Genomic DNA, 17,103 nt, shown 5'->3' on the forward strand with positions numbered 1-17,103 from the left:
TCAAGCGCTCATACCCAAATAACGCCGCTGAACGGCCTGGTAGCGCGAACGAATTTCCTCTGCGTGCGTATGCTTGCCATCCTCCAGAATCAGCTGGCCCTGCACCGCAACCTCGCGAACCGCCGACTTCGTCAGCGCAAAAACCGCCTGCGAGGCAAGCGATGCCCCGTCGACCCCTAGAATCGAAAGATCGTTCAGGTCGACGGTAAAGAAATCCGCCGGCTGCCCAACCGTGAGACGCCCCCCATCCAATCCCAGAGACGCGTATCCGTTGCTCGTTGCCGACCGAAGGAGACTTGTCCCGATCGGCTCTCGCATCACCCAATCTTCTCTGGCGGAAGCATCGAGAACGCCACGCTGCTGATCCCGCAACCGCAGATGGTATTCCATCTGCCGGGCATCCTCCAGAATGTCAATCTGCGCCTGGCTATCCGTTCCAAAAGCAATCGGAATTCCCAGCATCGCAGCCGTATCGGCAGCCAATATCCCGTCTCCCAGATTGCGCTCCGTTGTAGGGCAGGAGCAAATGGTCGTTCCATTCACGGCGACCGCCTTGAACTCCGCCGCTGTCAGGTGAATGGCGTGAATCAGTGTCGTGCCAACCGACAGAATTCCGTTATCAGCCATCAGCCGGACCGGTGTCACGCCATGCTCAGCCTCACAGGCCGCGTTCTCACCCACCTGCTCTGAAATATGCATATGTAGCGGCATTCGGCCCCTAGCCATCGCGGCAATCTGCTTCAACTCCTCCAGCGGCACCGCGCGAATGCTATGCGGCGCAGCACCGACGGACACATTCGGCGTCGCCCGGTACTTTGCAACCAACTCCTCCAGATTGCGAAGATATTCGTCCGGAGACTCGTAAAATCGGCGCTGGCCAGGGTGCGGCGGCCGTTCAAAACCGGCGCGAAAATAGGCCGTGCGCAACAGCCGAATGCGCACTCCTACCGACCGTGCCGCAGAGATTACCTGGTCGCCGAGCAGATTCGGATCACTGTACGCATTGCCTTCGGGGTCGCGATGCAAATAGTGAAACTCACCCACTGTGGTGATACCGGCAGAAACCATCTCCAGAAAGGTCGCGCGCGCCACATCGTAGACATCCTCCGGCGTGACAAAAGCAGCAGTGCGGTACATCTGCTCCCGCCATGTCCAGAAGGTGTCGCCGCCTGCGGCTCTGCCCTCGGCTCGTCCCCGAAATAGACGCTGAAAGGTGTGAGAATGCGCATTCGCGAGACCCGGCAGCAACGCCCTGCCCGGGAGCGGCACCAGCTTCGTACCCTCAGGCGCGGAGTCCTGCGCGGTCAGACCAGCGACGAAGCCTTCCTTCGTCACCAATATCCCTACGCCCGTTTGGGCGCAGCCATCGGCATAAAGCATTTCCGGGAGATAGAGGGTATGTTGGTGCATCCTGCAGACTCTGCCTCCAACTCTAGACCAGAACGGCTCGAATCAAAAGGCGCTAAGCACTCTCTTCAACCGTCGCAGGCGCAGATCCTGCTCTGAAATTCTGATTTTGTAGCGGAATCCACGGCAAAGCGTCTTTCCGATCTCCTTCTTCCACCGCTGCCTCGAGATGCGCCAGATTGTGGGAAAAGATGCTCTCGTCGACCTGAGAGCCGGCCGTTTCCGCAAAGCATTTCGCGCCGGACAAAGCCATCTCGGCCATCGCCCTTTGACTCATCAACTCCGGCAATTGACCGTAAATCCGGCTCATCGCTGGAAAGCAACAAATCACCGCAGTCATTGCCAGCGTCACGGTATCCGTCCACAGATTCGCCCGGTCCATGTACTCCCGCGAAATCTGAATCTTATCGGGAGTAACCACGGTCTTGAAGAAGCGCATCGGGTCCTCAGCCCGCGCCAGAAGTCGATTTTCCTGGCTGTATTTCAACGAAGCAGGGTCAGTGAGCCCAGGTCTTGCTCTCAGCAGATGGACGTAGAACTCACGAAACTCGCTCGTCAACTCCGGCACCACCGGACGCGGACCGACGAGGCTCATATCCCCGCGCAGCACGTTCCAGAGCTGCGGCAATTCATCCACTTTCGTCCGCCGCAGCCATCTTCCAATCTGTGTTATGCGCGGGTCAGGGCCCAGCGTGTACGCCAGCCCAGCCTCGGCATGAACCATCGTGCGCAGTTTGATGATCTGGAAGGGGCGAAAGCCACGCCCCATGCGCGTCTGCCGAAACAACACAGGCCCCGGCGAAGTGGTGAGAATCATCACCGCCGCGACCGCCAGTACCGGCAGAGCAATCAGGAGCAGAGCAGCAGAGACAGCAATGTCTACAGAGCGTTTGACCACAGTTCCCCCAGACACCAATCAGTTGCCTAAATTCAGGCCGCCAAAAGCACCCGCAACTTGTCGGAGAGACATCTCAATCCTGGGGCGGTGAACCGGAATACACTCCGGATATCTTTCAAATTCAGCAGAATCTCGACCAAACCCGGTCTGAGCCGCTGAATTTCCGCACTCCAATTGAGTTGCCTTCGCCGGTGTCAACGCAGCTAGACCTCAATCAGGTCTAACTTCGGGAACATGGATCAGATGGATCAGTGACCTTAGAAAACACTGTAGGCCTTTTCCATGTCAAGGCTGAGAGTCAAGTCCGGAGAAATAAATTCATCCGAACCGAATCAGAACAGTTAAACAGGCCAGTTCCATGATGGAATTCACACGCAAAAAAGCCGGCCCTCCCGATGCATAAGCATTCGGAAGAACCGGCTTCCAGCCATTCTGAGAATCGGCTGCGAGCTAATTGATCTTGAGGTAGATGATCACCAGGGTGAACAGCGTGAGTGACTCGATAAACGCGAGGCCAAGCATCAGGAAGATGAAGATGCCGGGGCGTGCGCCAGGATTGCGCGCGAGTGCTTCCACAGCGCTGGCGGTCGCCTTACCTTGACCAAGTCCGCAAAGACCGGCAGCAAGCGCCAGGCCAATTCCGACGCCGATAGGCGCGAGGTTAACCACCCCAGCGCCGCTTTGTGCAAAGGCCGGAACAGCGCAGAACAGAACTGAAAGAGTCATCAAAAGATATTGAAGTTTCCGCATTTGGTTCTCCTGCTTCCTAAGATTGATCGTCAGTGGGTGGTTGAGGCTCACCAAGCTGGCCCCCTCACGCTCACGATCGTCCGTTTATCCGGAGCAGAAGCGTACTCCGGCGGAATGTCAAATTTCCGCGCCTGTGTCGCCAGCGCCTGTGTCTAGTGATCGTGCGAAACCGCAACGGAAAGATAAATCATCACCAGCAGCATAAACACAAACGACTGGATCACCGAAACCAGCAGATGCAGCCCGAGAAAGACCACCGGAACACCAATTGGGACCAGCGAGAAGAAGACCAGCGTCACCAGCCCGCCGGCGAACATGTTCGCGTAAAGACGAACCGACAGCGACATGATGCGCGCGAAGTGCGAGATGATCTCAATCGGAAACAGCAGCCATGCAAGCCACCACACCGGCCCGGCAAAGTGCTTCAAATATCCCACGATGCCCTGCGTCTTAAAACCATAAAAGTTGTAGTAAACAAACGACGCCAACGCCAGCGCGAGGGTCACCGATTCCAGTTCCGTCGGCGAATTGATTCCCGGAATCAAACCGATCAGATTGCAGCTCAGAATGAAGAGGAAAATGCAGGTGATGAAGCTCTGAAACTGGCCATACTCATGCCCGATGATCTGCTCCGCCTGTCCGCCGACAAACTCGTGAATCATCTCGGCAAACTGCTGCACCGGCGCTGGTTTCTCAACGCTGAGCGTCGACCGCACCACAACGAAAAAGGCGATCAGTAGAGCGGCAATCAGCAACTCCAGCGCAAATGCGTTGTTGATCGGCGCGCCAGGGTGCCGGGGATGCAGCCCCAGCGCATCGAGCAAGGACGTCAGCGGCCCGCCGAAAAGCTGATTGAGAAATCGGGTAAGTACAAGCGAATCAGGCATCTGCTTCTAGTCTTTCTGCGTTCAAAGTTTCAATTCTGAGTGGCTTTCCAGGCGTCTCGCGCTATCCGCGCAGCACTCGCAGAGCTTCCCATACCAGACCGGCCAATGCCAGACCAAGTCCGCAGAGCAAAGCGATCGGCGAGCCATGGAAACACTTCAGGCTACCATAAATCACCACAGCAAAGATCACCAGGCGCAGCAGAAAGAGGCCCACAACCGTGACGGTCCCAAATCCTGAACCTCTGCCACTTTTCTGGCCGTCCATGCGAGCCGCAATGTGGCGAAACAGCCGTCCCCATTCATAGATACTGCCAATCGAAATCGCCGCACCCACCGCAAACAGCGCCGCAGTCCGCCACCCCATCGCCAGCCAGAGAATCAGCGCGACCACCGCACCCAAAGCAGCCGTCCCCCGCACCACCCGCCTGAGCAGAGCCGCCAGATCGGCGTCGCTGAAGTCAAGAATCGGATGAGATGGAATTGGTTGAGATTGATTTGAACCATGCTGCGGAATCGGCGTTTGGCCAGAATCCGGGTTTACTTCCTTCACTTACTTCCCCTGTCTGAGATTGAATTCATCGCCGTCACCGCGGTCCGGATCACGCTGACCATTCCCGCAATCAGCCCCAGCACCAGCCCCACAAACGTCGCCCAACCCACGTGAAGGAAATGGTCGACGCACCACCCCAACCCCCATCCAAGAAGCATCGCGCAGGGCAGCACAAAGGCAATCTGCATCACTTTTTCCGCCTGCACCAGGCTGCGCATCCCCGGAGCACGGCTGTCACCTGACCTTGCAGGCAGCTTGTCTTCCGGTATGGGACGATGGAACGGCATCCCTCCGGTTATACACAATCCAAGGCGACAGATGCGAGTCCCGCGAAGCGCCCACGCAATCCAGACAACGCTATACTGAGCCTTGGACTAGAAGAAACAGGACCGCAGAGGAAACACGAGTGTTCGATTCGGAATTTGAGCGCAATCTATTCGCGCTGCGCCAGGAAAAACTGGAAGCCATCACCCAACTCGGCCAGTCAGCCTACCCAAATCAGTTCCAGTTCAGCCACACCATTCCCGAGGTGCGCGCCGAGTGGGGCGAAACTCCCGCCGAAGAGCTGAACGGCACGCCAGAAGACCCGCGCCCCCACGTCAATGTGGCCATCGCCGGACGAATCATGGCCATCCGCGCCCAGGGCAAAGCCGGCTTCGCGACCCTCCAGCAAGGCGGCGAGCGCCTCCAGATCTACGTCCGCCAGGATGCCGTCGGCGAACAGGGCTACGCGCTCTACAAGCTACTCGACATGGGCGACCACATCGGCGTCACCGGCTTCCTCTTCCGCACTCGCACCGGCGAACTGACCATCCATGTCGAAAAGCTGACCTTCCTCGCCAAAGCCATGCTCGCCCTACCCGAGAAGTACCACGGCCTCGCCGACGTCGAACTCCGCTACCGCCAGCGCTACGTCGACCTCTTCGCCAACCTCGACGCCCGCGAAGTCTTCGTCAAACGCGCCAAAGTCCTTCAGTCCATCCGCAAATTCTTCGACGCCCGCGGCTATCTCGAAGTCGAAACCCCGATGATGCAGCCCATCGCCGGCGGCGCAGCCGCGCGTCCCTTCAAGACACACCACAACGCCCTCGACGCCGATCTCTTCCTGCGCATCGCACCCGAGCTTTACCTGAAGCGGCTGGTAGTCGGCGGCCTGGACCGCGTTTACGAAATCAACCGCAACTTCCGCAACGAAGGCGTAAGCACCCAGCACAACCCCGAATTCACCATGCTGGAGTTCTACCAGGCCTACGCCAACTACCACGACCTGATGCAACTAACCGAAGAGCTGATCGCCTTCGCCGCGCAGGAAGTGAACGGAACAACCGTAGTCGAGTTCAACGGCCACACAATCGATCTGGCGAAGTGGGAACGACTTTCGATGATCGACGCGATCGTAAAGTACTGGCCTCATGAATTCGGGGTGATAGCTAGAAGCCATCACTTCGAGAGTGTAGACGAGCTTAATAAGTTACTCTATGCAAGCTCATTGGTTTGTGAGGACAACTACTCATTGGTCACAGTTCCGTCCACTGAACTGAATTCCGAGTTTGTTGATTTGAACAGACACGCGAAACTTCGTGCTCTCTATCAATTCATGCAGGCTGTTTTGAAAGATTCCAAGAATGGAGTGCCGTTGGGCAAAACCGTCTATAGAATTTTTGAAGAATTCGTCGAGCCCAACATCGTTCAGCCCACAATCATCTACGACTATCCAACCGAAGTCTCCCCTTTATCGAAGGCCAAGCCCAACGACCCAACCCACGTGGAGCGTTTTGAGTTCTTCATCGGCGGCTTCGAAGTCGGCAACGCCTTCAGCGAGCTGAACGACCCCGTCGAGCAGAAAAAGCGCTTCGAAGATCAGCTAGCGCAGCGAGCAGGCGGCGACGACGAAGCCCACCAGATGGACGAGGACTACGTCCGCGCCCTCGCCTACGGCCTACCCCCCACCGGCGGAGAAGGCATCGGCATCGACCGCCTCACCATGCTCCTGACCGGCTCCCGATCCATCCGCGACGTCATCCTGTTTCCTCTAATGCGTCCCGAACACACGAAGTCAGGAAACGAGGAAGCCTCGTGACGCAACCAAAGCTTGTGCCCACAAATCAGCCCGTTAACCTACCAACTCGCCAAAGCCGCGAAGCGGCGCCAACCCGCTGCCTATGAAGATCCTCTTTGTCGGCGACATCTTCGGCAGCGCCGGACGCAAAATCGTCCGCGAACACCTCGGCCACGTGCGCGAATCGCACCAGGTCGACCTCACCGTCATCAACGGCGAAAACGCCGCCGGCGGCTTCGGCATCACGCCCAGCCTCGCCGAAGAACTCTTCGACCTCGGCGCAGACGTCATCACCACCGGCAACCACGTCTGGGACAAGCGCGAGCTGATCGATTACATGAAATCGGTCCCAGCCGACAGCCACGAACGCGCCCGCCGCGTCCTGCGCCCGGCCAATCTCCAGCACGGCCTGCCCGGCTACGGCGTCTACGAGGGGTCCTTGCCAGACGGGCAAACGTACGCGGTGGTCAATCTCATGGGCCGGGTCTTCATGAACGGCACCAACGACCCGTTCCACGCCGCGAACAAAATCCTCGAAGGCATCTCTCAATCGAGCGGGGCCAAGATCATCCTCGTCGACTTCCACGCCGAAGCCACCAGCGAAAAAGTCGCCATGGGTTGGCACCTCGATGGCCGCGTCACCGCCGTCCTTGGCACGCACACCCACATCCCGACGGCAGACGAGCGCGTCCTCCCCGGCGGCACGGCCTATCAGACCGACGTAGGCATGAGCGGACCGTATGACTCAGTAATCGGCGTCGAAAAGGAGCTGGTTCTCAACCGCTTCCTGACCGGAATGCCCGGCAAATTCGAAGCCGCAACGGGTAATCCGAAGATGTGTGCAGCCCTGATCAGTTGCGACCCAATGACCGGGAAATCCTATAAAATTCAACGACTTATGCTCGGCGAATAAAACCAGCACTTTGACTTAAGCAACGCAGCAAAACCCCTCTGCTTTTTCATCCTGAACATTTGCTTGTCATCCTGAGCGAAGCGAAGACCCGCTTCTTCCCGCCATAGACAGAAAAGCCCGGCCAGAGCCGGGCTTTTCCTTCCGAACCTCAACTAAAACTTAAAGCTTTTCGTAGAAGTCGCACGCCGAGCAGGAGATGTAAACTCCGCCGGGAATGCCGCGCTCACGGTCTTTCACCCGCTTTACGATGCGGGTCGGTTTCGCACACTTGGGACAGTCGGTTGACTTCGACGTGTCCATCGCTTTCTTACGGTCACCTGTCTTTGCAATCTTGGCCATGGATCCTGATTTCTCTCCTTGAAAATTGTCTCTGCACACACGCCCGGTTTCGCAACCAGCAACGCGGCTTCAACGTCGCGGCCAAGGTTCATCCCGCCAGAGGCATGCTCTGGTTTCCAATGCAGCATCCATTCTTTTCAGGAACAGGACTGGCGGCAGGAACGGTCGACTCGCTCCTTTGAGTTTACACCAGCTTCGAAATTGTGCGCGGTGAGCGCTTTGCCCGCTCACCGCAAATATCCCCCAGCTATCACATGGTCGCGGGCTGCGGCCAATCCGAAAAGAAATCGGAAGTCGGAGGTTGAGCAGGTTGAGCCGCCGGCGCAGCCTGGGGCTTGCCGTCCGGCTTGTCGGACTTGTCAGAATTGCCAGAATCGTCAGCTCCGTCCGTCGCCGCCTTATCCTTCGCAGCGGCATCAGCCGTCCCAGCATCCTTCTTTGCCGCATCAGGTTTAGCCGCATCGGGATGCGCATCGACCGTCCGCGCCGGGGCGTTCGTCGTATCCTTTGGGAAGATCACCGGCTTCATCGGCCCTTCGCGGTTCATCGTCCCTGGCGTATTCGAATCCTTATCGTCCGGCAGCTGCTCCCCCGGCGCACGCAGGGTGGGTGGCGCAGCCGGCGCCTGCGTATCCGCGTTGCGATGCACATCTCCCAGCTCAATCGTATGCTGATCATGCGTAACCGACGCCAGAACCGGCTTGCCGTCCGTGGTCATCAGCCCTTCCACTTCATCTTTGGTGAAGACCTCAAGCGGCTGACCCAGTTTAGCAACCTCAACACGAATCACACGATTGCCGTTCACCCGCACAAACTGCACATCCTGCGGCGGATGCCCGTAAATCCATTCCTCAAAGGGCATCTGCCCCTCGACCTCCCGCGACTTCGATTCCGGCTGGCCCATTGCAAAGAGAACCATATCCGTGCTCATGCCAACCATCACATGATGGCTCAGAATCGCCTCCTTGAGCTTGGGCGGCAGCGTGTCCGTATAGGCCTGCACCGGCGTCTTCATGTCAAAGGAGATGAGCGGCGCAAGCAGTGCCTTGACCTGCGCCGGAGTGACATCGGGCACATATTTCGCAAACGAAAGCGTGATGCGCGCCCCGACCGGCTCCTGTCCCGGGTCCTGCACCACTGGATTGGTCATATTCGGGCTGCCCATTCCGACCTGGATATGGCGCAGAAACTCATGCTTGTGGTCCGGCCCACCGTTAATGTCAAAGATAATCTTTTCCTTGTCAATTCGCACATTTGAAAGGACTACGCGGTCTCCCGGCTTTGCCGAGAGACCCTGTGTTGTGACTTCATTGACATAACTTTCGCCCGAGGGAGTAAGCTTGCCGTTCGCGGCAAGAAAAATCCCCTTCTTTCCGCGTGGCAGCGGACGCATCGCAAAGCCCTGCTCCGCAACCAGGGTCCGAAGAATGTCCTGGTGGCCTCGCGCGTCAATCGGTTGTTTGGGCAGATCAACCTTCGTCGGCTCAACCTGCGAGTAGCGCCTGTCGATCGAACCACCCGACGTTCCCGATGCCGGAGCCGTGTTGACAAGAATCACCTGCTGGCCCGCCGCGGCCAGGCAAAAGCCAAGCCCAAGACCGGCGAGCATCACCAGCCTGTTAGAAACCGAACCTTCGCGTAGGGGGATCAACCATTGCCGCACCATACCGAACCTCCGCGCATCCGCGGCGCGATCGGCGCAGCGGAAAGGATGAGCCGCCGGGTGACTTTCGATGGCCGGGGTGCCGATTGCAGAGCCTCGCAGCACCGAAAGGCAGAGCAATCGACCGCTCAAAACCTTGGCCAAAGGTTAGCCCTGTTTATTAGAAACTGGCAAGTGGTGGAGAGAGCCGATTAAATTCCGAGGAATTACGGCTGCGACTCTTCGGGAATCTGAGCCGAATCGGGAGCGGCTTCGCCCGAAGCCCGCGGCCGGTCAATATCGGATGCAATCGGTAGCGGAACCGACGACGATGCAGGCAAAATCTGCACCAGTGGCTTGACCTCCGGCACATCCGGCCGGGTCGCGGCCTCGTGCTGACGGCGGGAAGCGGCATCCAGATCGACGGGAATTCCACCCGGCTCAAGAACCGGCGCGTTGTACTGGAAGCTGAGATCCCGTGTAGCGCGATAGACGAAAGGCATCGCCAGCAACATCGCCACAAAGGCCATCCAGCTTCCGTCCAGGCCAAAGTCTCCGCCCGTCAGCCAGAACGGTGCAAGAGTGTCGCCCTGAATCACCTGTGAGTGGCTGCCGATCCCGTTGATCGGCAAACCGAAGAACAGCGCACGCGACGCGACCCACCCGAATTGAATTCCCCACGGCAGCCACAGTGCCCGCGTGCGAAGGTAAGCCATCGCCAGCAGCAGTCCAAGCGCGATGTTGACCGCCATGCTTGTACGGCTCGCTCCCGGCAGCCACGCATTCAGGATTCCGTACAAAACGGAAAGCATCAGCGCAGCCGGTAGTTCGCCTATCAACCGAATTGCGCACTGAAATGGGTAGCCGCGAAATGCGATCTGCAGCGTCAGCGTCGCCAAAGCGAAGTAGGCCGCATCGGCGAACAACCATCCAAAGGACGCGAGACTCGTGGACAGATGCACCACGATGCCGCCCAAAATCACAATTGGCAGCACGCAGAAAACCGCGATCGCCCAACCAGCAGCCACTCCCAGCCCAGCCTCGCCAAACCAGCCGGCCCGCAGCGGAAGCCCTTGCTGACGAATGGGATACAACTGCCGGTCAAAGGAGAACCCTATGCCGGCATAACCAAAGAGCAGCAGAAAGGCAAACATCACCTGTTCAACCAGCGGCCTCCAGTCTTGAGAAACCAGACCTTGCGCGCCGTGCCGGGCCAAAGTGCGCGCCAGAAAGAAATAGAGCGCCGCAAAGACAAATCGCCCCAAAGCCCCGACAGGACTCACTTCCCTGGGCTTATCGCCAACCGCATTGACCGGACCGGCGCTCAACGTTGCCCTGCCCTGTCTCTGGTTGCTGCGGTCAAAGAATCGAAGGGATTGGAAACGCGCATCGCTCAAACTTCCGTGTAAAACTGCGCAATGTTGCGGAACTTGGCCCTGCGCTGCTCAAGCCGCTCTTCGGTCGATAGCGCATTCAACTGCTCCAGATGATAGAGCAGGCAGGAATCCAGCAACGACGCCGAGGCTTCGCGGTTCTCATGCGCTCCACCCGGAGGCTCGGGAACGATGTCATCGACGCAGCCTAGCTCTTTCACTTCCTGCGCTGTGATGCGCATCGCCGCCGCAGCTCGCTCCTTGTGCGCCGCGTCGCGCCACATAATCGCAGCGCAGGCCTCGGGAGTGATGACAAAATAGAGCGCATTTTCCAGGATCAGCACGCGGTCCGTAACGGCAAGCGCCAGCGCCCCGCCCGACCCGCCTTCACCGGAGATGATCGCGATGGTCGGCACACGCAGCTTGGCCATCTCGATGAGATTCCTCGCAATCGCCTCCGCCTGGCCGCGCTCCTCGGCGCCAAGCCCGGGAAAAGCGCCCGGAAGATCGATGAAGGTAATAATCGGCCGGTTGAACTTCTCGGCAATCTTCATCGCCCGCAAAGCCTTGCGATAGCCCTCGGGATTCGGCATCCCAAAGTTGCGCCGGACGCGTTCCTTGGTCGAGCCGCCCTTGCGGTTGCCGATCACTAGCACCTCGTAGCCGTGAAAACGCGCCATGCCGCAAGCGACTGCCTCATCGTCGCCATAGGCACGATCGCCGTGGATCTCGCTGAAGTCAGTAAAGAGCCGCTCGATGAAGTCCATTGGATAGGGGCGCTTGGCATGCCGAGCGCGCTCAACTTTGACCCACTCGGGCGTTACGGCCCGTGCCTCGTTGGAATTATCTGGGGAAGATTCACTCATGTAGGTTGCTACACATCTCCAGGTCCGAACCGCAACCCGATCCTCAATGATTCTACGGTCCGGGGCTCAAAGCGACAAATCTCGCCGACAGATAGAGTCTACCGGAGCACCACCGGGTTAAGCACTTTATCAATACGGACAATTGCTTCGTATGGCAGCGAGATGCCACTACCGGCGACGCTCGCCGCAATCTGCTCCGGCCGCGACGCCCCCACAATCGCCGACGAAACCTCCGGCCGGCGCAAAACCCACGCCAGCGCAAGCTGTGTCATCGTCAACCCAAGATCGTCGGCAATCGGCTTGAGTTGCGCGACCGCAGCCAGCAGGAAATCGCTGCGAAAGTGCCGTCCATTGGTCTCCATCGTGATATTCATCTCCGGATTTGCGGCACGGCTGCCCTCCGGCGGCAGCTGACCAGGCTTATATTTTCCGGTCAACACACCCTGAGCCAGCGGCGAATAAACGATATTTCCCAGCCCATGATTCACGCAGGCGGCAAAAACAGCAACCTCCGGCTTGCGCCACAGCATGGAATACTGCGGCTGACTGCTGGTTATCGGCGTCCATCCGTGCGCGGAAGTCAGTTCCGCCGCTGCAACGATCCTGTCTACCGGCCACTCGCTCAACCCGATCGACCGCACCTTTCCCGACTTCACTGCGCGATCCAGCGCCTCCAGCGTCTCCTCAAGCGGCGTCTCCCGGTCGTACCGATGGCACTGGTAGAGATCGAGGTAGTCCGTGCCAAGCCGCGCCAGCGAACGGTCCAATTGCTTAGCGATCTGCCCCGCCGAAAGCCCCCTGTCCGGCTCATCCCCAACAGGATTGAAGACCTTGGTCGCAATCAGATACTTGTCCCGGCTCTGCGGAGCGGTTCGCAGAGCCTCGCCCAGCACACGCTCCGCCTCGCCCGCCCCATACTGATTCGCCGTATCGAAAAGATTGATCCCCTGATCCAGCGCCGCGTGAACGCAAGCGATTGCCTGCGCCCGCTCCACCCCCCCGGCAACAGTAAGCCAGGTCCCAAAGCTGATTTCCGAAACCGTAAGCGGACCCTGGCCGAGACGTCGATATTGCATTTTGTATTCTTCCCCCGAATCCAATACTCCTTCAATTCGCCTGCATCACTCTCAAACTTGCAATACAGATCAAACAGAGGTCATGCAGAACGAGTACATGAGTTTCCGCACCACAGTTACATTATCCGATGCAGCACGCAAGCTGATTCCCAAGCCTGTGCCCCCTATCAGATTCAATTTCGTGTTTACCCTACGTTAATGAGAGTGGCAAAGACTGTTAGATGCGTTTAGACGCGTTGAATCCGTACTCTAGCTTGTCCGACCTCATAACCTCCCGAGGGCCACTCTCGAATGCCGATCTCCCGATGGACCGCTGTCCTTGCGCTATTCTTAGCGTCTTGCAGCCAGCTTGTAAGCGCCCAATCGACCGCCAAAGCAGTTTGCCCACGCCCGGAGATCGGCAGCGTCGTCGAAGAACCGGAAGACCTGCGTAGTCACAACGGAGTGCTCGAAGCCGATCTGACCGCCAACAACGCGGCAAATCCCGATGGCTCACTGCGATTCTGCTTCACGGACGGGGCCGGTCATGAATCCCCCAATCTGCGCGTCAGTCCGGGAGACCTGGTCATTCTTCATCTGAAGAATGCGCTGAGCGATCTCGCTTCCGGCACCGCGCCGCCCGCGCACGTTCATGGCGGGCCGCATGGTTCAAAGAATACCGATCCCTGCGCCAGCGGCGTCATGAATTCCGTTTCCACCAACCTCCATTTTCATGGCCTCACGATTCCCCCGGTCTGCCACCAGGATGAGGTCCTAAAGACCTCCGTCCAGCCCGGCGACGCCCCATTCGAATACCGATTCCACATCCCCGACGACGAGCCACCGGGCCTTTACTGGTACCACCCGCACATTCATGGATTCAGCAAAGTCCCCATTCTCGGCGGCGCATCCGGCGCGCTCATCGTCGAAGGACTCGAACGCGCCAAGAAAGCTGCCGCAGGCCTGCCCGAGCGCGTCCTCATCATTCGCGATCAGGATCTGATCAACCCCAACGCTCCGCCCTCGAAATCGGAACCCGTCGTTCCGAAGTTCCTAGTGGACAGGGACGGAGACGCCACCAATACGGGCACCGGATTCGGAAAACCGGCCAAAGATCTCTCCATCAACTACGTCCCGGTTCCCTACCCGGATTACCCTCCCGCGACGATTCAGATGCAGCCGGGAGAACGTCAGCTTTGGCGCGTCTTGAACGCCTCGGCGATCACCTACCTCAACCTCGCCGTTCTCTTCAACAAGGCGCCCCAACTCCTGGAACTCGTAGCGATGGACGGCGTTCCCATGACCCACGACGACCCAGCCGGAGAATCGACAGACCCCCAGACTCATCTCGGTCTGCCTCCCGGAGCCCGCGCGGAGTTCATAGTCACCGGTCCGCCGGAAGGCCAGACCGGATTACTGGTCACCCGGACCGTGGACACCGGCCCCGGCGGCGAAAACGATCCCAACCGTGCCCTTGCGACGATCGTTCCCACCCCCACAGCGGCCGAGCCCCGCTCCAGGTTGCAAAGCTCTCCGGAGCCGCTTCCTGCTCCGAACCAGGCCTGGCTTGGGAACGTTACGCCTGTCCGAGTACGCCGTCTTTTCTTCTCTGAAAAACTGGCCGTGCCGGACGATCCTACCAGCGCAGTGGAGTTTTATCTGACCGTCGATGGGAAAGAACCCAAGATGTTCGACATGAGCTCAAGCATCCCAGATATCGTCGCCCAGCAAGGAACCGTGGAGGACTGGATCATCGAAAACCGCTCCAATGAGCTCCACGCATTTCATATCCATCAACTGCACTTCCTGCTGCTCGACTACCTGGGCAAACCAGTCCATGAAAACTTCCTTCGCGACACCGTCAACGTGCCGTATTACAACGGCCATACCCTCTCCTACCCGGCCATTCGAGTCCGAATGGATTTCCGCGATCCGAATACCGTCGGAACCTTTGTCTACCATTGCCACCTTCTAGAGCACGAGGACAAAGGAATGATGGGTTCGATCCGCGTCGACCCAAGTCCCCAAAGGACAGATCAAACCGCACAACACCAGCCCGCCAATATAGATTCGCCCCCTTCATTCACCGACAATTCACATTCAGGAGGCCAATTACATCAATAGTTGTAGGTTCTATAGCTCGTTTGTTGAATACCGGAAAAATTGATCGTCTGTTAAAGAAATTCGCGTGCGGCTGTAATTTTTACCATCTAGTTTTCGTGCAGTCGGGGCTAAACCTCGGCGTCTGGAGGGAAATGAATGACTGCACGACAATTCACAATTGCAGCCGCGCGGGCGGTGAGGACGGGGCTGGTATCCGCAGCGATATTCCAGCTCGCAGTGGGCAATGCTTTCGCCGCCGAAACGCCGCAATCCAAGTCTCGTGACCGTGACGGGGAAACTGCAACTCCGATCAAGCACGTCATCGTGATCATCGGCGAAAACCGCAGCTTCGACCACGTCTTCGCCACCTACGTTCCCAAGAACCCCAGGGAGCATGTGCACAATTTGCTCTCGGAAGGAATTGTGGACGCCGACGGAAAGCCCGGCCCGAACTTCTGGAAGGCCGAGCAAAAAGCAGCCAACGATGAGAAGCCCGATGGGTTCCTGCTGAGCCCGAGCAAATCGTCCTTCCCCGGTGGTTTTCTTCCAGCCCCTCTGGTTGGCGGCGCGAAAGACTCCTATATCCCCGGCGACAGCCTCACGCTGGCACAACAGTCTGAAAACGGCCTCACGCCAGAGGGCTATAACGAGCTCATCTCGGGCGGCACGGGTCTGACCTCAAAGACCCCCGACACGCGCATCACGGATGTGGACTCGCTACCCGCTGGACCGTTCCAGCTAACCAATGACAAGGCATTCGACTACAATGCATACGCTGCCAGCCCGGTTCACCGCTTCTACCAAATGTGGCAGCAGCTTGATTGCGACCTCAGCCACGCAACAGAGAAAAACCCCTCCGGTTGCGACGCGAGGCTCTTTCCCTGGGTAGAAACGACGGTCGGCGCAGGCACCAACGGCCTTGCGCAGCCCGCAGACTTCAGCACGGAATACTCGCCAACCGCCACGACTACCGGCGAAGGTTCCACCGCGATGGGCTTCTACAACGTACAGAAGGGCGACGCTCCCTACTTTAAATACCTCGCAGACACCTATGCGATGAGCGACAACTTCCATCAATCCGTTGATGGCGGAACCGGCGCCAATCACATCATGTTCGGTCACGGCGATGCCATCTACTTCACCAACGCCGACGGCAAAGCCGTTGAGCCTCCGCACAAAGTTAAGGTTGACCCTGGCACTGCAAACGCAGGCGTCGTTGACGAAGTCGAGAACCCCAATCCCGCCAAGGGCACCAACAACTGGTACACCGAAGACGGCTACGGCGGCGGCTCTTTCGGATCGGCATCGTATGGTGGCGGTTCCTACTCCAACTGCTCGGATAAAGCCCAACCCGGCGTCGCCCCCATCGTGGACTATCTTGAAAAGATCAACATCGATCCGCGTTGCCAGGCAGGCCACTACTACCTGCTGAACAACTACAACCCCGGCTACTTCGGCAACGGCGCCAACGCCTATACCGACACCAACGCAAACAACACAGTGTTCACCATCCCTCCCTCAGCCGTTCCGAGCATCGGCGACGATATGAACAAAGCCGGCATGTCCTGGGTATACTACGGCGATCAGTGGAACAACTACGTTCCGGACCCCTATCAGCTCAACTACGGCGCGATCGGCGCAAATACGGATGAATATTGCAATATCTGCAATCCCTTCCAGTACGACACGTCGATCATGAAGAATCCCAACATCCGCAATGCGCACATTCAGGACACTGCGGTTCTGTATGACGAAATCGCAGCCGGAATCCTGCCCGCCGTCTCCATCGTCAAGCCCAGCGGACTTGTCGATGGCCACCCGTCTTCATCAAAACTGAACCTCTTCGAATCCTTCGTGAAGAAGATCGTGGAAGGGGTTAAGGCAAATCCGGATCTCTGGTCCACCACCGCGATCTTCATCACCTTCGATGAAGGCGGCGGCTACTATGACTCCGGATACGTGCAGCCCCTGGACTTCTTCGGCGACGGTACCCGTATTCCCCTGCTCGTCGTTTCTTCCTTCGTAAAGCAAGGCCACATCGACCACGCGTATGCCGACCACGTCTCGATAGACAAGTTCATCGAAGCTAACTGGGGACTTCCAACCATCACCCATCGCAGCCGCGATAACTTCCCCAACCCAATCGCAACGCCCGGTAATCCTTACGTTCCGGTCAACTCACCAGCTATCGACGACCTATTCGGTCTGTTCGATTTCCACCACTCCCGGTAAGGACGAGGAAAGAAATAGCTCAGCCGGTC

Annotated in this window: 15 protein-coding genes; 4 read left to right on the forward strand and 11 right to left on the reverse strand. The window is 58.2% G+C overall.

What is annotated here, in order from left to right:
- From OHL23_RS23585 to OHL23_RS23610, 6 genes are all read right to left on the reverse strand, one after another.
- Entirely contained in the window at positions 1-1,410 is a 1,410-nt protein-coding gene (locus OHL23_RS23585; RefSeq protein ID WP_263354491.1) for a formimidoylglutamate deiminase, read from the reverse strand.
- A gap of 52 nt (positions 1,411-1,462) precedes the next feature.
- The gene (locus tag OHL23_RS23590) at positions 1,463-2,305 is read right to left on the reverse strand and encodes a sugar transferase (protein ID WP_263354492.1); all 843 of its coding nucleotides are present in this window, start codon (positions 2,303-2,305) and stop codon (positions 1,463-1,465) included.
- Between the two features lie 450 nt (positions 2,306-2,755).
- Entirely contained in the window at positions 2,756-3,055 is a 300-nt protein-coding gene (locus OHL23_RS23595; RefSeq protein WP_263354493.1) for an ATP synthase F0 subunit C, read from the reverse strand.
- Between the two features lie 152 nt (positions 3,056-3,207).
- Positions 3,208-3,942: a F0F1 ATP synthase subunit A gene (gene atpB, locus OHL23_RS23600; protein ID WP_263354494.1), complete on the reverse strand. Its 735-nt coding sequence runs from the start codon at positions 3,940-3,942 to the stop codon at positions 3,208-3,210.
- Positions 3,943-4,003: 61 nt separating this feature from the next.
- On the reverse strand, positions 4,004-4,492 hold the full coding sequence (locus tag OHL23_RS23605) for a hypothetical protein (RefSeq protein WP_263354495.1): 489 nt from the start codon (positions 4,490-4,492) through the stop codon (positions 4,004-4,006).
- Positions 4,489-4,779 carry an AtpZ/AtpI family protein gene (locus OHL23_RS23610; RefSeq protein ID WP_263354496.1) on the reverse strand — a complete coding sequence of 97 codons (291 nt, stop codon included), beginning with the start codon at positions 4,777-4,779 and terminating at the stop codon, positions 4,489-4,491. Before OHL23_RS23610 ends, OHL23_RS23605 begins: the two co-directional genes overlap by 4 nt.
- Before the next feature lie 119 nt (positions 4,780-4,898).
- On the opposite strand from OHL23_RS23610, the gene OHL23_RS23615 reads away from it, so the two are divergent.
- Positions 4,899-6,572: a lysine--tRNA ligase gene (locus OHL23_RS23615; RefSeq protein WP_263354497.1), complete on the forward strand. Its 1,674-nt coding sequence runs from the start codon at positions 4,899-4,901 to the stop codon at positions 6,570-6,572.
- 82 nt (positions 6,573-6,654) lie between these two features.
- On the forward strand, positions 6,655-7,464 hold the full coding sequence (locus OHL23_RS23620; RefSeq protein ID WP_263354498.1) for a TIGR00282 family metallophosphoesterase: 810 nt from the start codon (positions 6,655-6,657) through the stop codon (positions 7,462-7,464).
- A gap of 159 nt (positions 7,465-7,623) precedes the next feature.
- Here the strand turns inward: OHL23_RS23620 and OHL23_RS23625 are convergent, their stop codons facing one another.
- The 5 genes from OHL23_RS23625 to OHL23_RS23645 form a co-directional block, all read right to left on the reverse strand.
- The gene (locus OHL23_RS23625) at positions 7,624-7,803 is read right to left on the reverse strand and encodes a hypothetical protein (RefSeq protein WP_263354499.1); all 180 of its coding nucleotides are present in this window, start codon (positions 7,801-7,803) and stop codon (positions 7,624-7,626) included.
- Between the two features lie 250 nt (positions 7,804-8,053).
- Complete coding sequence (locus tag OHL23_RS23630; RefSeq protein WP_263354500.1) at positions 8,054-9,469, reverse strand: DUF2845 domain-containing protein; 1,416 nt, start codon at positions 9,467-9,469, stop codon at positions 8,054-8,056.
- 203 nt (positions 9,470-9,672) lie between these two features.
- Positions 9,673-10,842, reverse strand: coding sequence for a CPBP family intramembrane glutamic endopeptidase (locus OHL23_RS23635; RefSeq protein ID WP_263354501.1), 1,170 nt, complete (start codon positions 10,840-10,842; stop codon positions 9,673-9,675).
- Positions 10,839-11,684 (reverse strand): acetyl-CoA carboxylase carboxyltransferase subunit alpha, encoded by an 846-nt coding sequence (locus OHL23_RS23640; RefSeq protein WP_396127410.1) that lies wholly within the window; start codon positions 11,682-11,684, stop codon positions 10,839-10,841. The genes OHL23_RS23635 and OHL23_RS23640 overlap by 4 nt, the downstream gene beginning before the upstream one ends.
- 98 nt (positions 11,685-11,782) lie before the next feature.
- Positions 11,783-12,760: an aldo/keto reductase family protein gene (locus OHL23_RS23645; RefSeq protein WP_263354502.1), complete on the reverse strand. Its 978-nt coding sequence runs from the start codon at positions 12,758-12,760 to the stop codon at positions 11,783-11,785.
- A 291-nt stretch (positions 12,761-13,051) separates the two neighbouring features.
- Between OHL23_RS23645 and OHL23_RS23650 the strand changes: the two genes are divergently transcribed.
- Both OHL23_RS23650 and OHL23_RS23655 read left to right on the forward strand, forming a co-directional pair.
- Positions 13,052-14,863 (forward strand): multicopper oxidase family protein, encoded by a 1,812-nt coding sequence (locus OHL23_RS23650; protein WP_263354503.1) that lies wholly within the window; start codon positions 13,052-13,054, stop codon positions 14,861-14,863.
- 135 nt (positions 14,864-14,998) lie between these two features.
- Entirely contained in the window at positions 14,999-17,074 is a 2,076-nt protein-coding gene (locus tag OHL23_RS23655) for an alkaline phosphatase family protein (protein ID WP_263354504.1), read from the forward strand.
- The last annotated feature ends 29 nt before the right edge of the window (positions 17,075-17,103 follow it).

Origin of the sequence: Acidicapsa acidisoli, from assembly GCF_025685625.1 — a bacterium.
Lineage (GTDB): Bacteria > Acidobacteriota > Terriglobia > Terriglobales > Acidobacteriaceae > Acidicapsa > Acidicapsa acidisoli.